Consider the following 22944-nt stretch of genomic DNA (forward strand, 5'->3'; position numbering starts at 1 on the left):
TCGTCTTCGCGCGCCCACGGGGCGCGCCCCGGCGCATGTTCCCCCATGCGCCACGCTGCGGCCAAACCGGACCGCCAACGGACCAATCAGGCCCTGGTGTGATGCCGCAGCAACAGTTCCCCGCCCTCGATTGTTCCAGCGTTTGAACAATTACCTCTGATGAGGTACTTTGCGCCATGCCGCCGTGTGGTGCATCGTGACGATGCATACTGCCGCGCGGCCGGCAGCGGCACAAAACAATTCAAGCCAGCAGCTTCAGGAGGGGTCAACAATGAGGAACGCACGATACATCGCGTGCGGCATGTTTGCCGTCACGCTCGGATTTTTCACGTCCATGGCGGCGCATGCGGAACCCGGCATCACCAAGTCAGCCATCCGGATCGGCCAGTCGGCCGGTGTCAGCGGGCCCGTGGCCGGATCGGTCAAGGAACAGATCGCGGGTGCCCAGGTGTACCTGAACCACGTGAACGCCAATGGCGGCGTGGCCGGCCGGCGCATCGAACTGCTGACCTACGACGATGGCTTCGACGCGAGGCGCACGCCCGACAACGTACGCAAGCTGATCGGCGAGGACAAGGTGTTCGCGCTGTTCATGGTGCGCGGCACGCCGCAGAACGAGAGCATCCTGCCGATCATCGGGGCCGAAAAGGTGCCGCTGATCGCGCCGCTGACGGGCGCCATCACGCTGCACCGGCCAGTCAACCGCTACGTGTTCAACGTCCGCGCCAAGTACCAGGACGAAGTGGCCCGCGCCATCAACCACCTGGCGACGTCCGGCATGAGCCGCATCGCCATTTTCTACGCCAACGATGGCTTCGGGCAGGACGTCTTCGAAGGGTTCAGCACGGCGTTGCAGGCGCGCGGCGTGCAGCCGGCGGGCGCGGCGTCGTTCAACCGTCCCATGGGCGACATCAGCCAGGGCGTGGCCAGCGTCAACAAGACCAACCCGCAGGCGGTGATGGTGATCGGCTCCGGCTCGGAGGCCGCGCGGATCATCCGCGAGATGAAGAAGGCCGGCAGCGAGGCGCAGTTCGTCACGCTGTCCAACAACGCGGCGGATTCGTTCATCAAGGAGCTGGGCGACGATGGCAAGGGCCTGATCATCACCCAGGTGGTGCCGGGCATGAATTCGAGCCAGATGAGCATTGCCAGCGAGTATCGCGGCCTGGCCAAGGCCCAGAAACTGGAACCCAGCAACGCGGGCATGGAGGGCTTCATGTCGGCCAAGGTGCTGGTGGAAGGGCTGCGCCGTGCCGGCCCCGAGCCCACGCGCGAAAAGCTGGTGGCCGCGCTGGAGGGTCTGCGCGATTACGACCTGGGCGGCATCCTGATCAGCTACAGCCCCACGCGTCACACCGGGTCATCTTTCGTGGAAATGTCGATCGTTTCGTCGACCGGCAAGCTGATCCGCTGACCGGCGGCTCGCCCGCCCCGCCGGCCGCCAACGCGGGCCGAGGGCTGCGGTATAGTTGCCGCCATGGCGACTTCCAACGCAGCTCATCCTTTTTCGCTGGCCGGACGCGTGGCCCTGATCACGGGCGGCGCGCAGGGCCTTGGCCTGGCCATGGCCGGTGCGCTGGCCGATGCCGGCGCGCATGTGCTGGTCTGCGCGCGCAACGCGCAGCGCGTGGCCGATGCCGTATCGCAACTGCAGGCGCAGGGCGCCACGGCCGAAGCGCTCGTGCTGGACATCACCGACGCGGCCGCCATCGCGCAGGCCTTCGAAGACATCGCGTCCCGGCATGGCCGGCTCGACATCCTGGTCAACAACGCCGGCACGCGCAATCGCAACAGCATGGCGCACCTGGATGCCGATGACCTGCGCGCGATGCTCGACACCAACCTCGTGGCGCCCTACGCGCTGTGCCGGCACGCCGCGCGGCTGATGCAGCAGGGACAGTACGGCCGCATCGTCAACGTGACGTCGATTGCCGGGCAGGTGGCGCGCGCCAACGACGTGCTGTATCCCGCCACCAAGGGCGGCCTCGACGCGCTCACGCGTGCGATGTCCGCAGACCTGGGCCGGTTCGGCATCACCGTCAACGCCGTGGCCCCCGGCTACTTTGCCACCGAGCCGAACCAGGCCATGGTGGACGATGAATCCGTGGCCGAATGGCTGCGCAATCGCACGTCGCTGGGCCGCTGGGGCCAGCCTGCCGAGGTGGCGGGCGCCGTGGTCTTCCTGGCCTCGCCTGCCGCGTCCTACGTCACCGGCCAGGTGCTGGCCGTCGATGGCGGCTACCTCGGCCACTTCTGACGTCGGCAAGCCGCCGGTCTCCCGGACGATTCAGATCCGCTTGCTCTCGCCATAGTGGGCGCGCAGGGCGTCGATCATGGCCGCCGAGGCGGCCGAATCGCTGCGCTCCCTGAGCCGCACCAGGCAGATCTCGCGCACCAGCGCGGGCATCTGCATCGGCCGGATGGCCAACCCCTCGCGCCGGAACTGGAACAGCGCCAGCGCCGGCACCACCGATACGCCCAGGCCCGCCTGAACCAGCGCGGCCACCGTGGCCAGGTGCTCCACCTCCATCACCCCGTGCAGCTTCAGCGGATGCATGGCGGCGTCCAGGTGCTGCCGCACACTGCTGGTCCGCGACAGCTGGATGAACGGCAGCCCGGCCAGCGACTGTGGGGCGATGCGCCGCCTCGTGGCCAGTGGATGGTCGGCGGGGCACACCAGGTGGAAGGTGTCATGGACCAGCGATTCCACGCGCAGGTCGGCGTCCTGCGCCGGGGCGGGGGCCAGCGCGAAGTCGGCCTGCCCGCGTCGCACCATGTCGATGCAGCCATCGGCCAGCTGGTCGTACAGCTCCAGCGAGATGCCCGGATAGCGCCGATGAAAGTCCGCCAGCAGCGGCGGCAGGTCGCCGCCCGCCAGCGAGGGCAGCGCGGCAATGGCCACGCGCCCCTTGCGGCGTTCCGCGTGGTCGCGCAGGTCTTCGAACGCGCTCTCGAAATCGGCCAGCAGGCGGCGCGCCACTTCCTCGAACCGCTTGCCGTCGGCACTGAGGTCCACGTGCCGCGTGGTGCGCTCGAACAGCCGGCTCCCGGCCTGGTCTTCCAGCGTCTGAATCAGTGTGCTGAAGGCAGATTGCGACAGGTGGCAGGCCTGAGCCGCCCGGGTGAAATTGCGATGCGTGGCCAGCGCCACGAAGGCGCGCAGGTGCTTGACCGAGAGATTCGACAGCATGGCGGGATAGTGCGGCGGATTCATCCAGGAAGTCGATAGATTAATCCAAATAATCCGTTTTCGCGTGGCAGAACCCGGCCCTAGAATGAGACCGCTGCCAACCCGGCCACCGTGGTCGGTCTGGCCAGCACCCATTGCCGAAGAGTCATTTCTCCAGACGTTGCCAACGCCCATGACTGCTCCCCTGCTGATCGGGTCCGGGGCCGGATTCTCCGGCGACCGTACCGACGCCGCCCTGCCGGTGGTGCGTACGCTGATCGCCGCCGGCGGGCCGGCGGCGCTGATTTTCGAAACGCTGGCCGAGCGCACGCTGGCACTGGCGCAACTGGCTCGCCGCGACAACCCCGAGCACGGCTACGAGCCGCTGCTGGACCACCTGCTGACGCCCGTGCTGGGCCTTTGCCTGGCCAACCGCATCCCGATCATCGGCAATTTCGGGGCCGCCAATCCGCGCGCCGCCGCGCGCCGCATCCTGGCGCTGGCTGCCGAACTGGGCCTGGCCGCCCCGCGCGTGGCGGTGGTGGAGGGCGACGACCTGTCGCATGACGCCGGCCGCGCCATGCTGCGCGGCATCGTCGGCGATGCATTTCCCGAAGCGCGCTTCGTTTGCGCCAACGCCTATATCGGCGCCCAGGGCATTGCCGACGCGCTGCGCGACGGCGCGCAGGTGGTGGTTTGCGGCCGCGTGGCAGACCCGGCTTTGGCCGTGGGCCCGGCAATGGCCCATTTCGGCTGGGCCTGGGACGACTGGACCCGCCTGGCCGCCGCCACCATGGCCGGCCATCTGCTGGAGTGCGGCGCGCAAGTCAGTGGCGGCTACTTTGCCGACCCCGGCATGAAGGATGTGCCCGACGTCCACGACGTGGGCTTCCCGATTGCCCGGCTCGACGCCGACGGCGGCATCGAGATCTTCAAGGCGGCCAACACCGGCGGCTGCGTGGACCTGCGCACGGTCAAGGAACAACTACTGTACGAAGTGCATGACCCGTGTGCCTACCTGACGCCCGACGTGGTGGCCGATATCGGCCAGGTCACCGTCGAGCAGATCGGCCCCGATCGCGTGGCCGTGCGCAATATCCGCGGCCATGCGCGGCCGGCGGAACTGAAGGCCAATCTGTTTCACCTGGGCGGCTGGTTTGCCGAAGGCGAGATTTCCTACGCGGGCCCCAATGCCGCCGCCCGGGCGCGCCTGGCCGCCGACATCGTGCGCAAGCGCATGCAGGGGCTGGGGTTCGACGTGCCGATCCGCTTCGACCTGATCGGCGTGCTGAGCGTGTTTGGCGACGATGCCGGCACCATGCTGGCCGCGCCACAGCCTGGCGAGGCCGAAGCCCGCGACGTGCGCATGCGCGCTGCGCTGGCGCACGAGGACAAGGCCGTGGCGCAGGCGCTGCTGCGCGAAGTCAACGCGCTCTATACCTGCGGACCGGCCGGCGGTGGCGGCGTACGCACCGCGCTACGGACGCGCCTGAACGCCACGTCCTGCCTGGTACCGCGGCAGGCCGTGGCGGCGTCCCATTCGTTCGTGACTGCCTGACCGGAGCCCGCCATGACCGCAACCCATCAAGCGCCGCTCTACCAGTTCGCCCATGGCCGTACCGGCGACAAGGGCGACCGTTCCAACATCAGCGTGATTGCCTACGACGCACGCGATTTTGACCATCTGGTGGCCCATGTCACCGAAGACGCCGTGCGCGCGCTGTTCGCCGCGCGCCAGCCCCGGGCCGTGAAGCGCCACGTCGTGCCGTCCATCCAGGCCATGAACTTCGTGATCGACGGCGTGCTGGACGGCGGCGTCAACGATGCACTGAATCTTGATACCCACGGCAAGGCGCTGGCGTTTCTGCTGCTGGGTTTGCCGATCCCCTTGCCGCCGCGGCTCGCCGGCGGCGCCGCATGAGTGCCGAGCCGTCCCATATGTCAAAACGATTCGAGGAGACACAGATGTACGGAATTCGCAGGCCGCAGGCCGTTGCCGCCGCTATCGCCACGTTCGCGTGCCTGGCCTTGCCCGCTGGCAGCGCATGGGCGGACTTCCCGGACAAGCCGATCCGCTTTGTCGTGCCGTTCGCGGCCGGCAGCGCCACCGACCAGCTTGCACGGGCCATCGGACAGGCCATGACGGTGGACAGCAAGGCCACCGTCGTGGTGGACAACAAGCCCGGCGCGAACGGCTTCATTGCCGCCTCCGACGTGGCCAAGGCCGCGCCGGACGGCTACACGGTACTGATCACCACCAACACGACCCACGCCGCCAACGAGCACCTGTTCAAGAAGCTGCCTTATGACCCGGTGAAGGACTACGCGCCGGTGTCGGCGCTGGGCCGCGGCGGCCAGATCATGGTCGTGAACCCGCAGGTGCCGGCCAAGACGGTCGGCGAGTTTATCGCGCTGGCCAGGAAGGAACCGGGCAAGCTGAGCTTCGGCAGCGGCAGTTCGTCGTCGCGCATCGCCGGAGAGCTGTTCCAGCAGATGGCCCATGTGCAACTGCTGCACGTACCGTACAAGAGCAATCCGCTGGCCATCACCGACCTGCTGGGCAACCAGATCCAGATGATGATCACGGACACCGCCACCGGCCTGCCGCAGGTCAAGACCGGCAAGCTGCGCGCGCTGGGCGTGTCGGGCAAGGCCCGCTCGCCGCTGGCGCCGGACGTGCCCACCATCGACGAAGCCGGCGTGAAGGGCTATGAGATGAGCTACTGGTTCGCCGCCTATGCCCCGGCCGGCACGCCGCCCGCAGTGGTCACGAAGCTGAACCAGATGCTGGTCAAGGCCGCCAAGAGCGATACGGCATCGAACTTCTACAAGTCGACCGGCACCGAAGTGTTCACCAGCACGCCGGCCGAACTGGCCAAGTTCCAGACCCAGGAATCGGACAAGTGGGGCCGCATCATCAAGGCCGCCAACATCCAGCCCGAATAAGCCCGAAGCCCCCTTCCTCCCGCGCTCCTTTCGTCCCTGCCGCCCAGGCGGACGAAGGGACCGGGACGGCCACGCAGGCCGGCCCAGCCAGCCTGCCCTTACACCTGCCTCACCCCGCCCGCACCTTGATACAGCGGTCCCGCCTTCGCAGAAACGGGTACGCCTGTCGCAAGATCGTTGCACTCCGTTGTCCCCGCACATCACCGAAATCAGAGTTAAGAAAGTCTCATATCAGGCACATCCGATATTCGTTTCTGGCGCTTCGGCGAAATCGTCTTCCTCACTCCCTTGACCGGCGCGGCATTCCGGGCGGCGGGATTGCAGGCGTAACAGATTTGTGATCGGAAAGGTAAAGCGCCTAGGCAAGAAGGGGGGTATCCATCACTTCCATTCATGGTTTACCCTGCGAGCCGTTTTTGGATGCTTACATCCGGTTACAAGCGGCGTTGCGTGCGGTTGGCAGATTATCGGGTCATGAACGTCCGGAATTGCACGGCATGATGCAAGAAGCCGCGTCCACGCCGGAGCCACGGGTCACGATGAATCGGCTTTGTTATCGCATTGTTTTCAACCGCCCACGCGCCATGCTGATGGCCGTAGCGGAGACGGCTTCGGGTCATGCAGGCGGCAAGCCGAGCGGACAGCGCGGCAGCACGCGCCATGCGCTGCCCGAGGTGGCATGGCTCGGCGTGCCGGCGATCCAGCTGGCCGTCTGGGCCTGCATGGGGCTGCCGATGGTGGCCGGCGCCCAGATCGTGGCCGACCCGAATGCCGGCGCCAATCGTCCCACGGTGATCCACACGCCGAATGGGCTGCCGCAGGTCAGGCGCTCCGACAACTGACCGGCCAGACGATCCAGCAGGCGGCTCCGATCATCTACAACCAGGTGGGCAATGCGCTCAAGGACCGGCCGGAATACGTGAAGGTCGCCGTCCACGGACTCGTTGGCGGGTTGGTCAGCAAGGCCCTGGGCGGAGACTTCGGAACGGGCGCGGCCGGGGTGGCCGCAGCGACTGCAGCGGTTGCGATGCTGGACGAGAACCTCGGTAGTCTCGGCGTTGATCCGGCTACGAAGGACAAGCTGTTGCAGTCGGTGGGTACGGCTGTGGCCGGTGCGATTGGAGGTAATGCGGCGGCGGGGACGGCTGGGATGGCGGATGCCTACAACCGGCAACTGCACCCGGATGAGCGCAAGTGGGCGAAGGATAATGCCAAGGCTTTCGCAGAGTATTACGAGCGAGAAACGGGCAAGACCATCAGTGATGAAGACGCCTACCAACGGCTCCTTTCCGCTGGATACGCGAACGTAGACAAATTCGCTTCCGACACGGGCACAAGTGATCGTGATGCTAAGCGATTCATCTCATCTAACGCACCGAGCAATCTTTTCAATAAGGACGAGATGTGGGACAAGCCTCTTGCTGGCGGTAATGCGAATGGCTCCTTGACCCCAGAGCAACAGGCTCGATTTGGCACAAAGACACCAGGAGAGTTCGCGAGTCGCGCAGTGACAAAAGCTCTGGACTACGTTGGCCAGCCGTGCAAATTGGATTGTGGCGATAAGTTCGGCGCTATTGCGAATGCTATCGACTCTCTGCAAAAGGCATCCGTTCTCTATCAGGACGATGTTGGCAGTGTCGAAATCATCAACAAACAGATCGCGCAGCTTGTTTCGGGAATTACTCAGGACGAAATCGTTCGTGGTGCCGCTTCGTCAATAAGTGAGACTGACAAGGCAATCGCAACGTTGCTTTTTGGCGCGCCGTCGAAATTGTTGGTCGGCTCAGCAGTTTCGGAGACGTTGAGCCGTGCATCTATGGTTCAGCAAATCAGCGAGATTAGAAGCAGGTTGCCATCCGCAGCACGAAAAGGCGGCAATATGGGCTTTGCCAAGATCGACATTGATGGCGTGCCGACAACTATGGCCGCGTCGAGTCGTATTGATAATCCCTCGTCAGACCAAAGGATGTTAGGGCTTGTCGGACGAGTAGTAGCTTCCGAAGCTAAGATTTTGAATAACATTGCCACCCTTCTTGGTGCCAATGTGAAGGCATCTGGAACGATTAATTTATTAACTGAACGAGCCCCTTGTGGGAGCTGCTCTGATGTTATCAAGATGTATCGTTTTGCGGCGTCGTTGAGGTTTCCAAATGAAAGATAGAACAAAGTACCGTGAAATGAAGGGTTGGCTTCTCGATTGTTGTTATGATTATTGTCGAGCAAAATTATTTCATGGCCGTGATTGGATGGAAGGTGAGTACGAGTATGCGTTCGCGTATGACGAGTTCAAGGATTCGTTTTCCATTGTCATTGAAAAAATAATGCTGGAAGTTTTGACTCTAATACTGTCCGGTGGTCGTGGAATAGGTGTTAGTTATCACCGAGATATTTTGGAAAAATTGATAGAATCTTGTGATCTCGGGGCGGAAATTGAGGGTCTTTCGGACGAGGAACGGCATGAGTTTGAAGAAGATTTGCGGATTTTGGGCTATGGACGACGTTGAGCCTCGATAAGCTGTCGCATGTTTTCCTTTCCGGGGGTAGGGTCTTGCGGTCTAGGTGCCGGCGACATGCCAATGGTGCAAAGCCGATTACTCCCTTTGGACAATATAACAAGTCGTACTTAACATGAAGTTTCCCCTTTTCGCAGCCCTATCCTTCTCTAGCGCCACCGCCATGGCGGCCACGCAAGCCGTCGTCCTGGAAACCCCGGTAACCTACGCTCCCGGCTCCGAGGTCGTCCAGCAGGTCAAAAACGAATGCCATATCGAAGACATGCTGGCCACCCGGGTGGGAGACGTCCTCCGCAAGCGCAACAAAGGCGGCCCCGGCACGGTAGCGGCGGGCGCCGATACCAGCGGGTCGCAAGTTCTAAGGCTTCAGATTCCCATGTGCTCGGCATTGGCGGCGGTGCGTGGACGGGTCCGAAGGCCATCACCGTCAATGCCGAGTTGCTCGAGGATGGCAAGCTCGTCCGGAATACGAAGGTAAATCGTTGGTCTATCGGCGGATTCTGGGGCGCGTTCAAGGGAACTTGCTCGATCCTGGATCGCAGCGCCATCGTGATTGCCAAGGATATGGCCCGGTGGGTGCGTGACCCGTCCTATGTCGTAAAGGACGAGGGCCCGCCGAAGGATGCGTCGTCGGCAGAGGCTGTAGCCGCCGAACCGGTGACCGCACCACTGCATGCACCCGCAGCCGAGTCGGCAGTCGAGCCCGCGCCCGCAACGGTCGAGTAACACCAACCCAGATGATTCCCGGTGCCTCGGCGGGTGCGAACGCCCCGTCTGGCCCGTGTTACGCCGATGTCTTTCAAACGGTCTCACATTGCTGCTGCCGGTCACTCGCGGTCGGCCTCAGCCGTCCAGCATTCCAACAGACCTCTCTCACTTAGCCTTCGATTTCCCAACCCAGGGCAGCACAGACTGCCCGCTCTCTCAATGCCCGCAAGGGGTCAACTATCCATGAAGAAGACGCTCGCATTTACGCTGTTGGCATCCGCCGCCGTCATCGCCGCCTGTGGCGGCTCGGACGGGGAAGGCACGAACAGCGCCGGCACCAACGGCGCCACCGCCGGTTCCACTGCAAACACGATGGCGCCGCTCGATGCGACTTGCCTGACGCCGATGGGGGATGGCAAGAAGATGACCGTGTCGGCGAATGCCGGTCCGGTGACGGAGGTCGTGACGTTCGAAGGCAAGCACATCGGCCAGACCACGTTCGATGGCAAGCGCCTCGATACCATCGACGTTCAGGCCAGCGGCACGCTGTTCCACGCCGTATCGTCCAACTTTCGCATCTATCTGGATCCGGAAACCGTGCTGTTCCCGCTCGGCGTGACCGAGTTCGGGCACCGTGGCTATCCTGATGGGCCTTGGGTCAAGTATCGGCGCTTTACTTATGAGGATGCTGCGGGCAAGCCGGCCAGGCTGTCGCTGCTGGGCATGCAGCCCAACGAGACGCGCACCGTGACCATGGCGGAGGAGCGGGAGTCCGCGTTGGCCACCGATCCGCAGCCGGCGTTTACCCATGGCGTTTATCGGAAGGCCCAGTTGACGGTGCAATACATTGGACGCGAAGACGTGGCCGCGATGGGCAAGTCCTACGCCAACACGTGCAAGGTCAAGATCCGGTTTGACCGTGAGCCGGGGAGCTACTTTCCCAACCTTGAGGCGACTGTCTGGCTGGCGCCCGGCCTCGGCCCGGTCAAGCTGAGCGGCTTGCCGCTGCTGCGCGTGGACACCTTGTCGGCCGAGACGTCGGGCATCGTGGCCAACTGATCGGCCGTGCATTGCCCCCGGGCGATGCCCCAAGCAAAAACACCCGAGCCCTGCCTCCAGGCGCTGGGGTGTTCGCCTTGGCCTTCTGAGCGCCCGGCACTTGGCGCAGCGGCTAAGCCAGCTTGCGCCGGCCGGAACGTCAAGCGTGCAGCAGTTCGGCATGTGAGTCGTATGCGGCACATATCCGCGCTACAGACGATGAACCAGGACTGACGTACCCGTGACAGCCTGCCGCCCCGACATCCCCGGATTTTTCTTGGCGATTCGCCTAGAGTGATCGGAGCGGGGCAAACGGAGGGCGGCCAATGGCGCACGGATTCCAACGAATGTCGCGGGGGCGGCGCAGGCTTGTGATCGCCGGCGGGTGGTCCATGCTGCTGGCGGCGCCGGCCTGGCATGCCATGGCGCAGCCGGTGCAGGGCAAGGCGAAATCGAAGATTGGCGTGGTCGGCTCGGGCCGGCTGGGCAGCGCGGTGGGCAGCCTGCTGGTGAAGGCGGGACACCCGGTAATGTTCGCGTCGCGCCATCCCGAGGAACTGAAGGCGCTGACCGATTCGCTCGGGCCGCTGGCCCAGGCCGGTACCGTCGCCCAGGCCGTGGCATTTGCTGACGTGATCCTGCTGGCGGTGCCGTACGGTGCGGTGCCGGATGTGGGCCAGCAGAACCGTTGGCAGGGCAAGATCGTGCTGGATGCCACCAACGCCGTGGCGGCCCGCGACGGCGCCATCGTGGACGAGGTCAAGGCCAACGGCATTGGCGCCACCACGGCCAAATACCTGGCCGGTGCGCGAATCGTGCGCGTGTTCAATTTCACGGGGGCGGCCGAGTTCACGCGCGAAAGCCACCGCAAGCCGCCGCTGATGGCGGTGCCGATGGCCGGCAACGACGCCGAGGCGCTGTCCGTGGCGGCCCGGCTGGTGCGCGACGCGGGGTTCGATCCAGTGGTGGTTGGGGGGCTATCCAGTGCCGACCGGTTCGCGCCCGGTGGCAAGCTGTTCCGCCAGATGGGGACTGCCGAAGAATTTCGCCGTGCGATGGACCAGCCGTAGTCTGGACCGGCCATAGCTGGCCGGGGCTAGTGGGGGGCGGCAGCGCGTTAGCGCCGGCGCCACTCCATGGCCACCATCGATGGCGTGAAGCCCAGCTGGCCGAAGAATGCGGCTTCCGAGGAGCGCGCCGCGCGCAGGACCCAGGTGATGTCCGGGTCGTTGCCCATCACGTGGCGCAGCAAAGCGCGGCCGATGCCGCGGCGGCGATGCTGTGGCGCCACGGCGACCATCGAGATGTATCCGTTGGAGATATCGTCGCAGAGTGCTCGGGCGAAGCCGATGACCTCGCCGTTTTCCACCGCCACCGCCACGCGTTGGGAGTTGGCGATCAATTGCGCGAACCGCTCGGGATTGCCGACCCGTTGTTCCCAACCGTTGGCAGCCAGCAGCAGCCGGGCCGCCTCCACCTCTGCGGGCAACGGATTACGGATTTCCATCGACAATTCCTCCTGCGTGATTCCGGAGCGCATGCATGCAGACCCTCCAGAAGTGGGGGGCGCAGAGCGGCTGCGCCGCGTTTTCGCGCGATATGTCGCGACAATTTGTCGCGCATTTCGGCGCAGAGTGTAGCGAAGCCGATGCGGCGGCGTCAAACAACTTTGTCCGCAAAATGCGACCGTCCGCACGCACGGGCGCGTCCCGATGCGCGGCGCGCAACGGCCTGTCGCGCGCCGGAAGCTGGCGGTATGATGGCTGCCATGAACGCCCCCATCTTCTCCTCCGCACACCCGGCCGATCAGCTGGCCGAGTTCAGTCATGCCGATAGCGCCATGGCGCGTATCCGCGAGATCTACGACAGCTCCGTGGCGGCCGTGCGTGCGCGCTTCGACGCGTTTGCCAAGGGCAAGCCGCTGCCATCGGCGGCCCACGCGTGCTACCCGTATCTCGGCATCTCCGTCAACCTGGAAACCATGGTCACCGACAGCCGCCCGTCGTGGGGCACGGTGGCCTACCCCGGTGTGTACGGCACCACGGTCACGCGGCCGGATCTGCTGTGCGACTACTACCGCGACCAGATCGAACGGTTGGTGCGCTATCACCGCGTGCCGGTGGTGGTGGGCCTGTCGCGCCGGCCGATTCCGCTGCCGTTCGTGATCGAGGCATCGACCACGGACATCAGCTACACCCAGGCCCGCGAACTGGAAGCCTCGTTCGTGCTGCCCGAGCTGAGCCGCATCGACGATTCGATTGCCAACGGCACCTACGAGCCCACACCGGGCGAAGCCTGGCCGTTGTCGCTGTTCCCGGCCGAACGTGTGGACCTGGCGCTGCAGCGGCTCTACCACTACACGGGCACGGCGCCGCATCACTTCCAGCGGTTCGTGCTGTTCACGAACTATCAGCGATATGTCGACGAGTTCGTGACATTGGGGCGCAACCTGATGTCTGGGGATGGTGGCGACGGCTATGTGCGGTTTGTCGAGCCGGGCGATGTGGTGCAGGACCTGGGCGGCGTCGAACCTGACGACGCGTCGCGCCCCAAGGCGCTGCCGCAGATGCCGGCCTATCACCTGGTGCGCGAGGACGGGCTCGGCGTGACGCTGGTGAACATCGGCGTGGGGCCGTCGAACGCCAAGACCATGACCGACCACCTGGCCGTGTTGCGGCCGCATTGCTGGCTGATGGTGGGCCACTGCGGCGGACTGCGCCGCTCGCAGCAACTGGGCGATTACGTGCTGGCCCACGCCTACGTGCGCGACGATCATGTGCTGGACCACGACCTGCCGCCGTGGGTGCCGGTGCCCCCGATCGCCGAAATCCAGGTGGCGCTGCAGGAAGCGGTGGCCCGCGTGACGGGTTTGTCCGGCACCGAGATGAAGACGCGCATGCGTACCGGTACGGTGGTATCGACCGACGACCGCAACTGGGAGCTGAAGTCGAAGGCGCTGTACGCGCGCTTCAACCAGTCGCGGGCAATTGCGATCGACATGGAAAGCGCGGCCGTGGCTGCCAATGGCTTCCGCCTGCGCGTACCCTATGGCACGTTGCTGTGCGTATCCGACAAGCCACTGCATGGCGAGTTGAAACTGCGCGGCATGGCCAATGCGTTCTACCGCCAGCGCGTCAGCCAGCACATGACGATTGGCCTGGAAGCCATCCGCATCCTGCGGGAGAACGGCGTCGAGGAATTGCACTCGCGCAAGTTGCGCAGCTTCGACGAACCGGCGTTCCGCTAACGCCGGGGGCCCGGCGATCAAGGCCTGCCTCACGCCCTTCGACGGGAAACAGAAATAAAAAAGCGCGCGGCATTGCCGCGCGCAGTGAGGCGGGAAGGACGGCGGTTAGGCGGCCTTCCCTCGAGGAGACAAAGTGGAAAGTCTCGGAAAAACCTTAATTTCGTAGACCCATCAGAAGCGATAGCCCACGCCGGCGCTGAACAGCCACGGGTCGAGGTTGACGGTCGACACCTTGACACCATTGGCGTAGACGTTGCTGGAAATCCAGACCTTCTTGGCGTCCACGTTCAGGAACCAGTTCTTGGTGAGCTTGTAGTCCATGCCGATCTGCAGGGCCGGACCCACGCTCCACTTGTCCAGGCCCAGCGTGCCACCGGCCAGATCGGCGCCATAAATGCGCGTCGCGTTCACGCCGGCCCCGACGTACGGGCGGAACGTACCGTTCGGCAGGAAGTGATACTGCAGCAGGATGCTCGGCGGCAGGTGCTTGAACGTGCCGATCTTCGTGCCGTCAAGGCTTACGTCCTGCTTCTGCGGAATGGTCAGCACCAGTTCGGCCGCGATATGCGGGACGATGAAGTAGGTGATATCGACTTCCGGGATCCACTTGTTGTTGACGTGGATGCGATCCGATGCACCCACCCCGCCCACGGGATCGGACTTGTTGGCCATGTCCAGATAGGTGCCGCGCAGGCGGACCATCCAGTTGCCCTGCGCTTCGTCAGCGGCGCTGGCCGGCGCGGAAATGCTGCCGAAGGTGGCGGCGGCGAGCGCCATGCAGATCGAGGAAACGAGGGTCTTGCGGCGGGGAGAAGTTGCAGTGGTCATGTTGGTCAGGCACAAAACATCGAAAAAGTGCGACCAGTGTGTCTTGAGCGAGGCCCCCAAACCTTGATGCAGGACAAGTGAAGTGCAGCCCACGCAAATTGGATGGAACTGCGTCGTCAATGCGCGACACCGGCGGTGGCGCAGCCCGGCAGGGGCTTGCGACACGCGGTGAATGCTTCTATGGACATGCGGATTTATTCGTGGCGCACGCGCGTTGCGGCCCGTACGCTGTGGGCTCGTGGTTGTGCACCGCGCATGTCGTGGGCGTCCGCCAGGACGTCTTTTCAGGTGTGCCCTGTGGGGGCAGGGCACACCGTTTTTCAGCCAGATCGGACGATCAGCGCAAGCCGCGGATCACGCCGCCTCGGCCTGGTCCTGATCCTGCGCCTGCAGATGCCGGTTGACGCCCGACACCATGGCCTTCAGCGATGCCGTGACGATACTGGCGTCCACGCCGGCGCCAAAGCCCGTCGGCGAATCGCCAACACGAACTTCCACATAGCAGGCCGCATTGGCATCGGCGCCAGTGGTCATGGCGTGCTCGTGATAGTCCATCACCCGCACGGCAATGCCCAGACCGCGTGAGAACGCATCGACGGTGGCGTCGATGGGCCCGTTACCCGCACCGCGCACCCGCACGGGCTGCCCGTCGCGTGTCACTTCCATCTCGATTTCCACCGCGTTGTCGCGGGTCGACACCATGCGGTGCGACACATAGCGCAGCGGCGCCTCTACGTCGAGGTATTCGCGGCGGAACAGCGCGTAGAGGTCCTCTGCACTGGCTTCGAGCCCGGTCTGGTCGGTCATCACCTGCACCGCGCGGCTGAATTCGATCTGCAGGCGGCGCGGCATGAAGATGCCATGGGCCTGCTCCAGCAAGTACGCCATGCCGCCCTTGCCCGACTGGCTGTTCACGCGGATCACCGCGTCGTAGCTGCGGCCCAGGTCGGCGGGGTCGATCGGCAGGTAGGGCACTTCCCAGATGGCGTCGGGCTTCTGCTGCGCAAAGCCCTTGCGGATGGCGTCCTGGTGAGAGCCGGAAAAGGCCGTGAAGACCAGGTCGCCCACATACGGATGGCGCGGGTGCACGGGCAGCTGGTTGCAGTGTTCCACGCACTGGCGCACTTCGTCGATATCGGAAAAATCGAGTTTGGGGTCTACGCCCTGGGTGTAAAGATTCAGTGCCAGCGTGACCAGATCGACGTTGCCGGTGCGTTCGCCGTTGCCGAAGAGGCAGCCTTCCACGCGGTCGGCGCCGGCCATCACGGCCAGTTCCGCGGCGGCCACGGCGGTGCCGCGGTCGTTATGTGGATGGACGGACAACACGATGTGTTCGCGTCGCGCCAGATGGCGATGCATCCATTCGATCTGGTCGGCAAAGATGTTGGGCGTGCTGCATTCCACCGTGGTCGGCAGGTTCAGGATCATCGGACGCGTGGCATCCGGTTGCCAGACGGCCGACACCGCGTCAGACACTTCCAGCGAGAAATCGAGCTCGGCCAGGCTGAAGGTCTCCGGCGAATACTCGTACGACCAGGCTGTTTCCGGCATGGCATCGGTCAGCTCGCGGATCAGGCGCGTGCCGGACACTGCCACCTCCTTGATCTCGTCGCGCGACGCATTGAACACGATGCGCCGCCAGGCCGGGGCGATCGGGTTGTACAGGTGCACGGTGGCGCGTTTGGCGCCGCGCACCGATTCCACGGTGCGGCGGATCAGGTCATCGCGCGCCTGCGTCAGCACCACGATGGTGACGTCGTCCGGAATGCGGTCTTCCTCGATCAGCATGCGGACAAAATCGAAATCGGTCTGCGATGCAGACGGGAACGCGACCTCGATCTCCTTGAGACCGACCTTCACCAGCTGTTCGAAGAAGCGCAGCTTGCGGGCGCTGTTCATCGGTTCGATCAGCGCCTGGTTGCCGTCGCGCAGATCGGTGCTCATCCAGCGCGGTGCGCGGGTGATCTGGCGCGATGGCCACGCGCGGTCGGGCAAATCGACAACGGTGGCGGGACGGTATTTGGCGGCGGGGTTGCGCAACATGGGCATGGGTATCTCCTTCCTCGCTAAGGAAGCATCAGGAAGCGGCTCGCGATACGAGGGCTTCGTGTGAACGGAAAAACAGGAAAACGGAAAAAGGGTGGCGAAAGGCTGCCGAACTGCCACGGGGCGCTAGGCCCGGCAACCGATCGGTAGGCCTAGCAGTAGCGAGGAAGCGCCCAGCAGGGCGCGGCACGACGTCGGGGCGGCCAGCGAACCTTCAACACGCGCGCGCACGGCGGCACCGATGCGCGAGGCATCTGCGGCGTGGCGGAGGGTGAAGGCGTTGGCTGGCATCGTGCGAGAAGGATATCGTCGCGCCATCTGGCACGGACGAACAGGATGAGGGTAGTGCAAAACGGGCCACAGCGTCAACCGTCGGCATATCGTCTGACAAGTCTGATTCGGCATGGAATGCGAGGCACCGCACGTCAAAGCCTTACCCCGAACGGATGAATTCCACCCGATCTGTGGGCTGGCGCTCAGTCCTCTGGCCGGTACATCGCCATCCACTTCCCGCCTAGGCTGACAGCAGCAGGAACGGGATCGATAACGACAGAGGGGGCAATCATGCGTACACGTACGTGGACGGGGTGGATCGCGTGCATGGCGACCGCCATGCTGCTGGGGGCATGTGGAGGCGGTGGCGGCAGCTCGGGCGCCGGCGCGACGGCACCCGCGGGAACCGGCGGCGATGCCGGTGGCAGCGCAGGCGGCAACGGTGGTAGCGGCAGCACGGCCGTCGCCAAGTCGTACACGCTGGTCATGAACCGTACGTCGGGTCAGGTAGGCGTGGGCAGCACCCTCTCGCTGACGGCATCGGTCGTCGACGATCTCGGCAACGACGTCACGGGCGCCACGACCTTCGTCTGGACCAGCGGCAACGGCTCCGTGGCAGCGGTGGCCAACGGCACCATCCCGGGCAGCGCCGTGGTGACAGGCGTGGGCGTGGGCACCACGGCCGTGAACGTGGCCGCGACGGTGGCCGGCGCCAATGGCACCACCACCGTACTCCCGCAAGTGGCCGCCACGATCACCGTGGTGGCACCGGGCGCGCGCACGTACAGCCTGGCGCTGCCGTATCCGGTGCTGTCGATGACCAACGGCCAGGTGCTGCCGGTAACGGCATCGCTGATCGACAGCGACGGCGCGGATCGCTCGGGCGCGGCCACCGGCTGGACGTGGCGCAGCAGCACGACGGCCGTCCAGGCCACCGGCTCCACCAACGTGGGCACACTGCGCGGCGTCAACACCAGTGACACCACGGCGCAGTCCGTGGTGACGGTGCAGGTCACCGCGCCCGACGGCAATACCCTGACCGGCGCCTTCCTGGTGTCGGTGTTCAAGACCAGCGTGTCGACCTATCGCCTGGTGCTGTCGCAGTACGGCAAGCAGATCAACGCGCTGAACGTGCTGAATGGCTACCCGCAGACCTACGACTCGCGCGTGCTGCGCAATGACGAGAGCGATGCCACGGCCGACTTCACCGGGCTGTGGACGTACATGACCACCTCGCCGTCGTTGGCGGTGGTGCCGAACGCGTCCACGCGCGTGACCACGGTCAGCACCAGCCGCCCGACCGGCATCGCCCCGCTGCAAAGCGTGCTGGAGGAAATGGCCGGCAGCCTGACCCTCACCGCCAAGCCGCGCGCCCAGCTGCTGGTGACCGAGCAGCCGACGTGGGGGCTGATCTACAGCGGCCCGAGCCCGTTCATCGTGCCGAACGGCGGGGCACCGGTTTCCGCCCACCTGTTGCACCGTGGCATCGACGAAGGCGTCACGGGTTGCAACGGTACGTGGAACTGGCAGGTGGGCAGCGGTCCGGTGTCGATCGTGCCGCACGGGGGCAACCTGGCGTCGGTGGTGCCCTCCGGCTCGGGACCCTTCACGGTGATCGTCTCATGTACCGCCGGGACCGAGGCCATGCCGGTGTCGCTGACGATTCCGGGTGTGGCGCAATAAGGCCGGGTGGACGAATGCCCGCTGGGGGTGGGGGCGACAGCGGGTTGTTCGTTGGGTGGGCGTACCCGTTTCTGCGTAGCGTTCCCCGACGTCCGGTTATGCGCTCCCCTCTCCCATGAATGGGAGAGGGGTGGGGGAGAGGGCAGGCGTTTCAACAAGGATTGGCGGGATTTGAACCTCCGGACCCTCTCCCCCGGCCCCTCTCCCGCGTTGCGGGAGAGGGGAGCAAACAGGCGGGGTCCAGTGCAAAGCGTACCCGTTTCTGCGTGCGGTCCAGTCAGGTCCCGCCAAAACCAAACGGCGACCCCAAGGGATCGCCGTTGTCATTGCCGAGCCGCTCGGGCCGGTGCCGTCATCAGGATTTGCGCACGAAGCGGATGACCTGCTCGTTGCTGCCGCCGGGAGCGGTACTGCCCGTATCGCCGGAACCGGCGCCCGACGTGTTCGCGTCGCACGTGCCGCAGCCGCTGTTCGTGTCGCAGCCGCTGGCACACCCTGCGGCCTGGGTCGGGGCCAGGCGTCGTGCCAGCCATCCGCGCCACCCGCTCGCCGCTGCGCCGCCCAGCATCGCCGCCAGCCGTGCCTTCGCGCGTTCGCGGGTGCGCGGCATATAGCGGCCCGCCACGTGGATGGCGCATGCCAGCACGATCAGCGGGACGATCAGGGTTTCGAAGGCGTGATAGAGCGTCATGGCCGTTGGACTCGAAGGCAGCGAGTCAGTTTCCTCGCAGTCAGGTAAGCGCCAGTGCCACGCGGTACGTGATGAACGACGCGAGATAGGCCAGCCCGGCCAGGTAGGCGGCCGAGGCCGCCATCACCTTCCATGAGTTGGTCTCGCGACGGATCACCGCCAGCGTGGAAATGCACTGTGGCGCGAAGACATACCAGGCCAGCAGCGACAGCGCCGTGGCCAGCGACCATTGCGCGGCGATCATCGGCGCCAGCTGCACCGCCACGGCATCGTCGCTGCCCGACAGCGCGTACACCGTGGCCAGCGCACCCACCGCCACTTCACGCGCGGCCAGGCCCGGTACCAGTGCGATGCAGATCTGCCAGTTGAAGCCGATCGGGGCAAACACATGCTCCAGCGCGCGGCCGATCATGCCGGCGAAGCTGTAGTCGATCGGCGGCATGGTGGCGCCTTCCGGCGGCGACGGGAACGTGGCCAGGAACCACAGCAGCACGGTCAGCGTCAGGATCACCTTGCCCACGCGCGACAGGAAGATGCGCGCACGCTCCCACAGGCCGATGCCGATATCGCGCGGATTCGGCACGCGGTACGACGGCAGTTCCATCAGCAGCGGATGGTCGGTGCGGTCGCGGCGGAACCACTTCAGCACGTAGGCCACCAGCAGCGCGCTGACGATGCCGGCCACGTACAGCACGAACAGCACCAGGCCCTGCAGGTTGAACAGGCCGGCCACGGTGCGTTGCGGAATGAATGCGCCGATCAGCAGCGCATACACCGGCAGGCGCGCCGAGCAGGTCATCAGCGGCGCCACCAGGATGGTGGTCAGCCGGTCGCGCGGGTCCTGGATCGTGCGGGTGGCCATGATGCCCGGAATCGCGCAGGCAAAGCTGGACAGCAGCGGGATGAACGACCGGCCCGACAGGCCCGCGCCCATCATCAGCCGGTCCAGCAGGAACGCGGCACGCGGCAGGTAGCCCGATTCCTCCAGCGTCAGGATGAACAGGAACAGGATCAGGATCTGCGGCAGGAACACGATCACGCTGCCCAGGCCGGCGATCAGGCCATCCACCAGCAGGCTTTTGAGCATGCCGTCGGGCATCAGGCCGCCGATCCATTCGCCAAAGACATGCACGCCGGCCTCGATGCCGTCCATCATCGGCTCGGCCCACGAGAACACGGCCTGGAACATGAAGAACAGCAGCACGGCCAGGATCACCAGGCCGAACACCGGGTGCAGCACCACGCGGTCCACGGCGTCGTCGAAGCGTGCGGTGCGCGTGGGCATCGTCACGGCGGCGTCCAGCAGGCGCTTGACCTCGGCGTGGGTATCCAGCTCGGACACGCTGTCGAGTGCCTGCGCGGGCGGCGCCGGAGGCAGCGTCTCGTCGAACAGCTTCACCAGCGCGGCGGCGCCGTCGCGCTTGACGGCCACGGTCTGCACCACGGGCACACCCAGCGCCCGCGACAGCGCATCGCGGTCGATCACGATGCCACGGCGTGCCGCCGAATCGCTCATGTTGAGCACCACCACCATGGGCAGGCCCAGGCGGCGCAGTTCCAGCACGAAGCGCAGGTGCAGGCGCAGGTTGGTGGCGTCGACCACCGACACCAGCAGGTCGGGCCTCACCTCGCCGGCACGCTGGCCCATGCAGACCTCGCGCGTGATGGCTTCGTCCAGGCTGGCCGAATGCAGGCTGTACGCGCCGGGCAGATCCAGGATGCGCACGGTGCGGCCGGCCGGCGAGACGAACTGGCCTTCCTTGCGCTCGACGGTCACGCCGGCGTAGTTGGCCACCTTCTGGCGGCTGCCGGTGAGGCGGTTGAACAGTGCGGTCTTGCCGCAATTGGGGTTGCCTACCAGCGCGATGCGCAAGGCGGAGGCATTCTGGGCAACTGACATGATGGGATAGGGTCAGGCGACGCGCGGGGGCCGTCAGGCGATGCGCTGGGCGTCGGAATCGGAAGCGTCGGTCGTATCGGCCGTCCTGGCCATATCGGCCTGGCCTGCCGGCGCGATGCGCGACACGGTGGCGGTGGCCACCTCCACGGCAATCCGGTCGGCCTCCGAGCGGCGCAGTGCAAAGCGCGTGTAGCCTACCTGAGCAACCAACGGATCCTTGCCGAACGGGCCGAAGGTGACAATCTGCACGGATTCGCCGGGCACGAAGCCAAGATCGCGCAGGCGTCGCGCAACAGGGTCGCCAGGGGTGGCATCGTCCACCGATTTCACGATGGCGACCGTGCGCCGGGGCAGTTCAGACAACCGCATATGCTTCCAGTCCAAGGGCGGGATCGCCGCCGCGCGGCAGGGAAAATCCTGCTGGGTACGTAAATAGAAATCGTTCTCGATTGTATAGCATCCGCGCCATTTGCGCGCTGAAGCCACACCGTTGTCAGCTGTATGTCATATGGACGGAATAATTCGCCCTGCCGGACGTTTACCAGGTAACCACTCTCTCGGACCGCCCTCCGCCGCCCCCCAAACCGATGGACAACGATTTCTCAGACGATGCGCTGCGCGAAGTGATCCCGAGGCTGCGCCGCTTTGCGGTGTCGCTGACGCGCAACGAGGCCAGCGCGGACGACCTGGTGCAGGCGTGCCTGGAACGCGCGCTGTCGCGCCGTGTGACGCGGCGTGACGGCGGCGACCTGCGCGCCTGGCTGTTTTCGATCCTCTACCGGCTGTTCCTCGACGGCCAGCGCCGCGCCAGGCGGTACGCGGGCCTGCTGACGCTGTTCGGCGTGGGCAGTGACGAAGACAGCGCCCCCTCCACCGAAGATGTGGTGCTGACCCGCTCGGCGCTCGATAACTTCAACCAGTTGTCAGCCGAACAGCGCGCGCTGCTGATGCTGGTCACGGTGGAGGGGCTTAGCTACCAGGAGGCCGCCGATGCGCTCGACGTGCCCATCGGCACCGTGATGTCTCGCATCTCGCGGGCGCGCAAGGCCCTGCGCGAACTCACCGACGGCAAGGTCGTCCATTCTCCCCTGCAGGTGCTCAAATGAATACCCTGATGCCCACCGAACCGGAACTGCACGCCTACGTCGATGGCGAACTGGACGAAACGCGCCGGCTGCAGATCGACGCACTGATTGCCAGCCACCCGGACCTGGCGCGCGAAGTGCAGGAGATCCGGCTCGACATGCAACGCCTGCGCGCCAGCATGGAGCCGCCCCCGGCCGACACGCCGGCCCGACTCGATCCGTTCCGCATCCGCCGCGGCCTGCGCGACCGCATGCGGCACCGCGCGGCCATCGCCGCGTCGCTGGTCATGGCGCTGGCCGTGGGCGGCATGGGCGGGTGGCAGTCGCGCGAGCTGGCGCTGCGCCAGAGCTATCCGCCGATGGCCGATGCGATGTCGGCCTATCGGCTGTTCGCGGTCAGCGCCACGCCGCAGATGGTCGATGTGAAGGTCGATGGCACGGCCGCCGACGCGCGCGAACTGCAGTCATGGCTGAATCGCCATTTCGTGCAGCCGGCCCCGCTGCCCGATTTTTCGACCTACGGGTTTCATCCCGTGGGTGGCCGCCTGATGTCGACCGAACAAGGCCCCGCGGCGATGATCCTGTACCGGAACCCGCAGATGCAGGCCATCGTTTACTACGTGCGGCCGCAGGGCGATCTACGCCTGCGTAACGGGTCGCGCACCGAAGGCAACCTGATGGCCCAGTACTGGCGCAATGGCCGGTATCTATATGCGGTGGTCAGTCCGACCGACAATCCGGCCGCGCTGCCCGTGCAGCGCGCCGTTGCGCCGGGCGATACCTGAACCATGCCGGTTAATGCTAGGGATTACCCCGA

At 65.4% G+C, this 22944-nt stretch carries 22 protein-coding genes; 15 read left to right on the top strand and 7 right to left on the bottom strand.

The features are described from left to right. The first annotated feature begins 271 nt into the window (after positions 1 to 271). Positions 272 to 1414, top strand: a complete 1143-nt coding sequence (locus D9X30_RS17850) for an ABC transporter substrate-binding protein (protein ID WP_153948672.1) — start codon at positions 272 to 274, stop codon at positions 1412 to 1414. 63 nt (positions 1415 to 1477) lie between these two features. Next, positions 1478 to 2257, top strand: a complete 780-nt coding sequence (locus D9X30_RS17855; protein WP_153948671.1) for an SDR family oxidoreductase — start codon at positions 1478 to 1480, stop codon at positions 2255 to 2257. A gap of 30 nt (positions 2258 to 2287) precedes the next feature. On the opposite strand, the gene D9X30_RS17860 is transcribed toward D9X30_RS17855, so the two are convergent. Continuing rightward, positions 2288 to 3190 carry a LysR family transcriptional regulator gene (locus D9X30_RS17860; protein ID WP_153948726.1) on the bottom strand — a complete coding sequence of 301 codons (903 nt, stop codon included), beginning with the start codon at positions 3188 to 3190 and terminating at the stop codon, positions 2288 to 2290. A 172-nt stretch (positions 3191 to 3362) separates the two neighbouring features. Between D9X30_RS17860 and D9X30_RS17865 the strand changes: the two genes are divergently transcribed. The 9 genes from D9X30_RS17865 (at position 3363) to D9X30_RS17905 (ending at position 11444) form a co-directional block, all read left to right on the top strand. After that, the gene (locus D9X30_RS17865) at positions 3363 to 4727 is read left to right on the top strand and encodes an acyclic terpene utilization AtuA family protein (RefSeq protein WP_153948670.1); all 1365 of its coding nucleotides are present in this window, start codon (positions 3363 to 3365) and stop codon (positions 4725 to 4727) included. Positions 4728 to 4739: 12 nt separating this feature from the next. Then, positions 4740 to 5090, top strand: coding sequence for an AtuA-related protein (locus tag D9X30_RS17870; RefSeq protein WP_153948669.1), 351 nt, complete (start codon positions 4740 to 4742; stop codon positions 5088 to 5090). Positions 5091 to 5134: 44 nt separating this feature from the next. Beyond that, a complete protein-coding gene (locus tag D9X30_RS17875; protein WP_153948668.1) occupies positions 5135 to 6115 on the top strand; it encodes a Bug family tripartite tricarboxylate transporter substrate binding protein in 981 nt (326 codons plus the stop codon). Between the two features lie 497 nt (positions 6116 to 6612). Beyond that, on the top strand, positions 6613 to 6957 hold the full coding sequence (locus D9X30_RS17880) for an ESPR-type extended signal peptide-containing protein (protein WP_153948667.1): 345 nt from the start codon (positions 6613 to 6615) through the stop codon (positions 6955 to 6957). Between the two features lie 77 nt (positions 6958 to 7034). Beyond that, positions 7035 to 8276, top strand: a complete 1242-nt coding sequence (locus D9X30_RS17885) for a deaminase domain-containing protein (RefSeq protein ID WP_194946541.1) — start codon at positions 7035 to 7037, stop codon at positions 8274 to 8276. Next, entirely contained in the window at positions 8266 to 8619 is a 354-nt protein-coding gene (locus D9X30_RS17890; RefSeq protein WP_153948665.1) for a hypothetical protein, read from the top strand. Before D9X30_RS17885 ends, D9X30_RS17890 begins: the two co-directional genes overlap by 11 nt. 387 nt (positions 8620 to 9006) lie before the next feature. Further along, positions 9007 to 9354, top strand: coding sequence for a hypothetical protein (locus D9X30_RS17895; RefSeq protein WP_228770979.1), 348 nt, complete (start codon positions 9007 to 9009; stop codon positions 9352 to 9354). A 225-nt stretch (positions 9355 to 9579) separates the two neighbouring features. Further along, positions 9580 to 10395, top strand: a complete 816-nt coding sequence (locus D9X30_RS17900; RefSeq protein ID WP_153948664.1) for a hypothetical protein — start codon at positions 9580 to 9582, stop codon at positions 10393 to 10395. A 305-nt stretch (positions 10396 to 10700) separates the two neighbouring features. After that, entirely contained in the window at positions 10701 to 11444 is a 744-nt protein-coding gene (locus D9X30_RS17905) for an NADPH-dependent F420 reductase (RefSeq protein ID WP_228770978.1), read from the top strand. A gap of 47 nt (positions 11445 to 11491) precedes the next feature. On the opposite strand, the gene D9X30_RS17910 is transcribed toward D9X30_RS17905, so the two are convergent. Continuing rightward, entirely contained in the window at positions 11492 to 11881 is a 390-nt protein-coding gene (locus tag D9X30_RS17910; protein WP_101684913.1) for a GNAT family N-acetyltransferase, read from the bottom strand. 249 nt (positions 11882 to 12130) lie between these two features. Here D9X30_RS17910 and D9X30_RS17915 point away from each other — a divergent pair, with 249 nt between their 5' ends. Continuing rightward, on the top strand, positions 12131 to 13621 hold the full coding sequence (locus D9X30_RS17915; protein WP_153948663.1) for an AMP nucleosidase: 1491 nt from the start codon (positions 12131 to 12133) through the stop codon (positions 13619 to 13621). 171 nt (positions 13622 to 13792) lie between these two features. Here D9X30_RS17915 and D9X30_RS17920 read toward each other — a convergent pair whose 3' ends face one another. After that, positions 13793 to 14449 (bottom strand): OmpW/AlkL family protein, encoded by a 657-nt coding sequence (locus D9X30_RS17920; RefSeq protein WP_502799647.1) that lies wholly within the window; start codon positions 14447 to 14449, stop codon positions 13793 to 13795. 354 nt (positions 14450 to 14803) lie between these two features. After that, the gene (gene leuA / locus D9X30_RS17925; RefSeq protein ID WP_194946547.1) at positions 14804 to 16492 is read right to left on the bottom strand and encodes a 2-isopropylmalate synthase; all 1689 of its coding nucleotides are present in this window, start codon (positions 16490 to 16492) and stop codon (positions 14804 to 14806) included. A 603-nt stretch (positions 16493 to 17095) separates the two neighbouring features. On the opposite strand from leuA, the gene D9X30_RS17930 reads away from it, so the two are divergent. Further along, a complete protein-coding gene (locus tag D9X30_RS17930; protein ID WP_249640997.1) occupies positions 17096 to 18451 on the top strand; it encodes a hypothetical protein in 1356 nt (451 codons plus the stop codon). Between the two features lie 355 nt (positions 18452 to 18806). Here D9X30_RS17930 and D9X30_RS17935 read toward each other — a convergent pair whose 3' ends face one another. The 3 genes from D9X30_RS17935 to D9X30_RS17945 are packed head-to-tail and all read right to left on the bottom strand — an operon-like array spanning position 18807 to position 21411. Next, positions 18807 to 19142 carry a DUF6587 family protein gene (locus D9X30_RS17935; protein WP_153948660.1) on the bottom strand — a complete coding sequence of 112 codons (336 nt, stop codon included), beginning with the start codon at positions 19140 to 19142 and terminating at the stop codon, positions 18807 to 18809. A gap of 40 nt (positions 19143 to 19182) precedes the next feature. Further along, positions 19183 to 21042, bottom strand: a complete 1860-nt coding sequence (gene feoB / locus D9X30_RS17940; protein ID WP_153948659.1) for a ferrous iron transporter B — start codon at positions 21040 to 21042, stop codon at positions 19183 to 19185. Positions 21043 to 21075: 33 nt separating this feature from the next. Next, positions 21076 to 21411 carry a FeoA family protein gene (locus D9X30_RS17945; RefSeq protein WP_153948723.1) on the bottom strand — a complete coding sequence of 112 codons (336 nt, stop codon included), beginning with the start codon at positions 21409 to 21411 and terminating at the stop codon, positions 21076 to 21078. 218 nt (positions 21412 to 21629) lie between these two features. Here D9X30_RS17945 and D9X30_RS17950 point away from each other — a divergent pair, with 218 nt between their 5' ends. Together D9X30_RS17950 and D9X30_RS17955 are read left to right on the top strand one after the other, a co-directional pair. Continuing rightward, positions 21630 to 22148, top strand: coding sequence for a sigma-70 family RNA polymerase sigma factor (locus D9X30_RS17950; protein WP_153948658.1), 519 nt, complete (start codon positions 21630 to 21632; stop codon positions 22146 to 22148). After that, positions 22145 to 22912: an anti-sigma factor family protein gene (locus D9X30_RS17955; RefSeq protein ID WP_153948657.1), complete on the top strand. Its 768-nt coding sequence runs from the start codon at positions 22145 to 22147 to the stop codon at positions 22910 to 22912. The genes D9X30_RS17950 and D9X30_RS17955 overlap by 4 nt, the downstream gene beginning before the upstream one ends. The last annotated feature ends 32 nt before the right edge of the window (positions 22913 to 22944 follow it).

It is taken from the genome of Cupriavidus sp. U2 (genome assembly GCF_009663685.2).
In the GTDB taxonomy this organism is placed as follows: Bacteria; Pseudomonadota; Gammaproteobacteria; order Burkholderiales; family Burkholderiaceae; genus Cupriavidus; species Cupriavidus necator_C.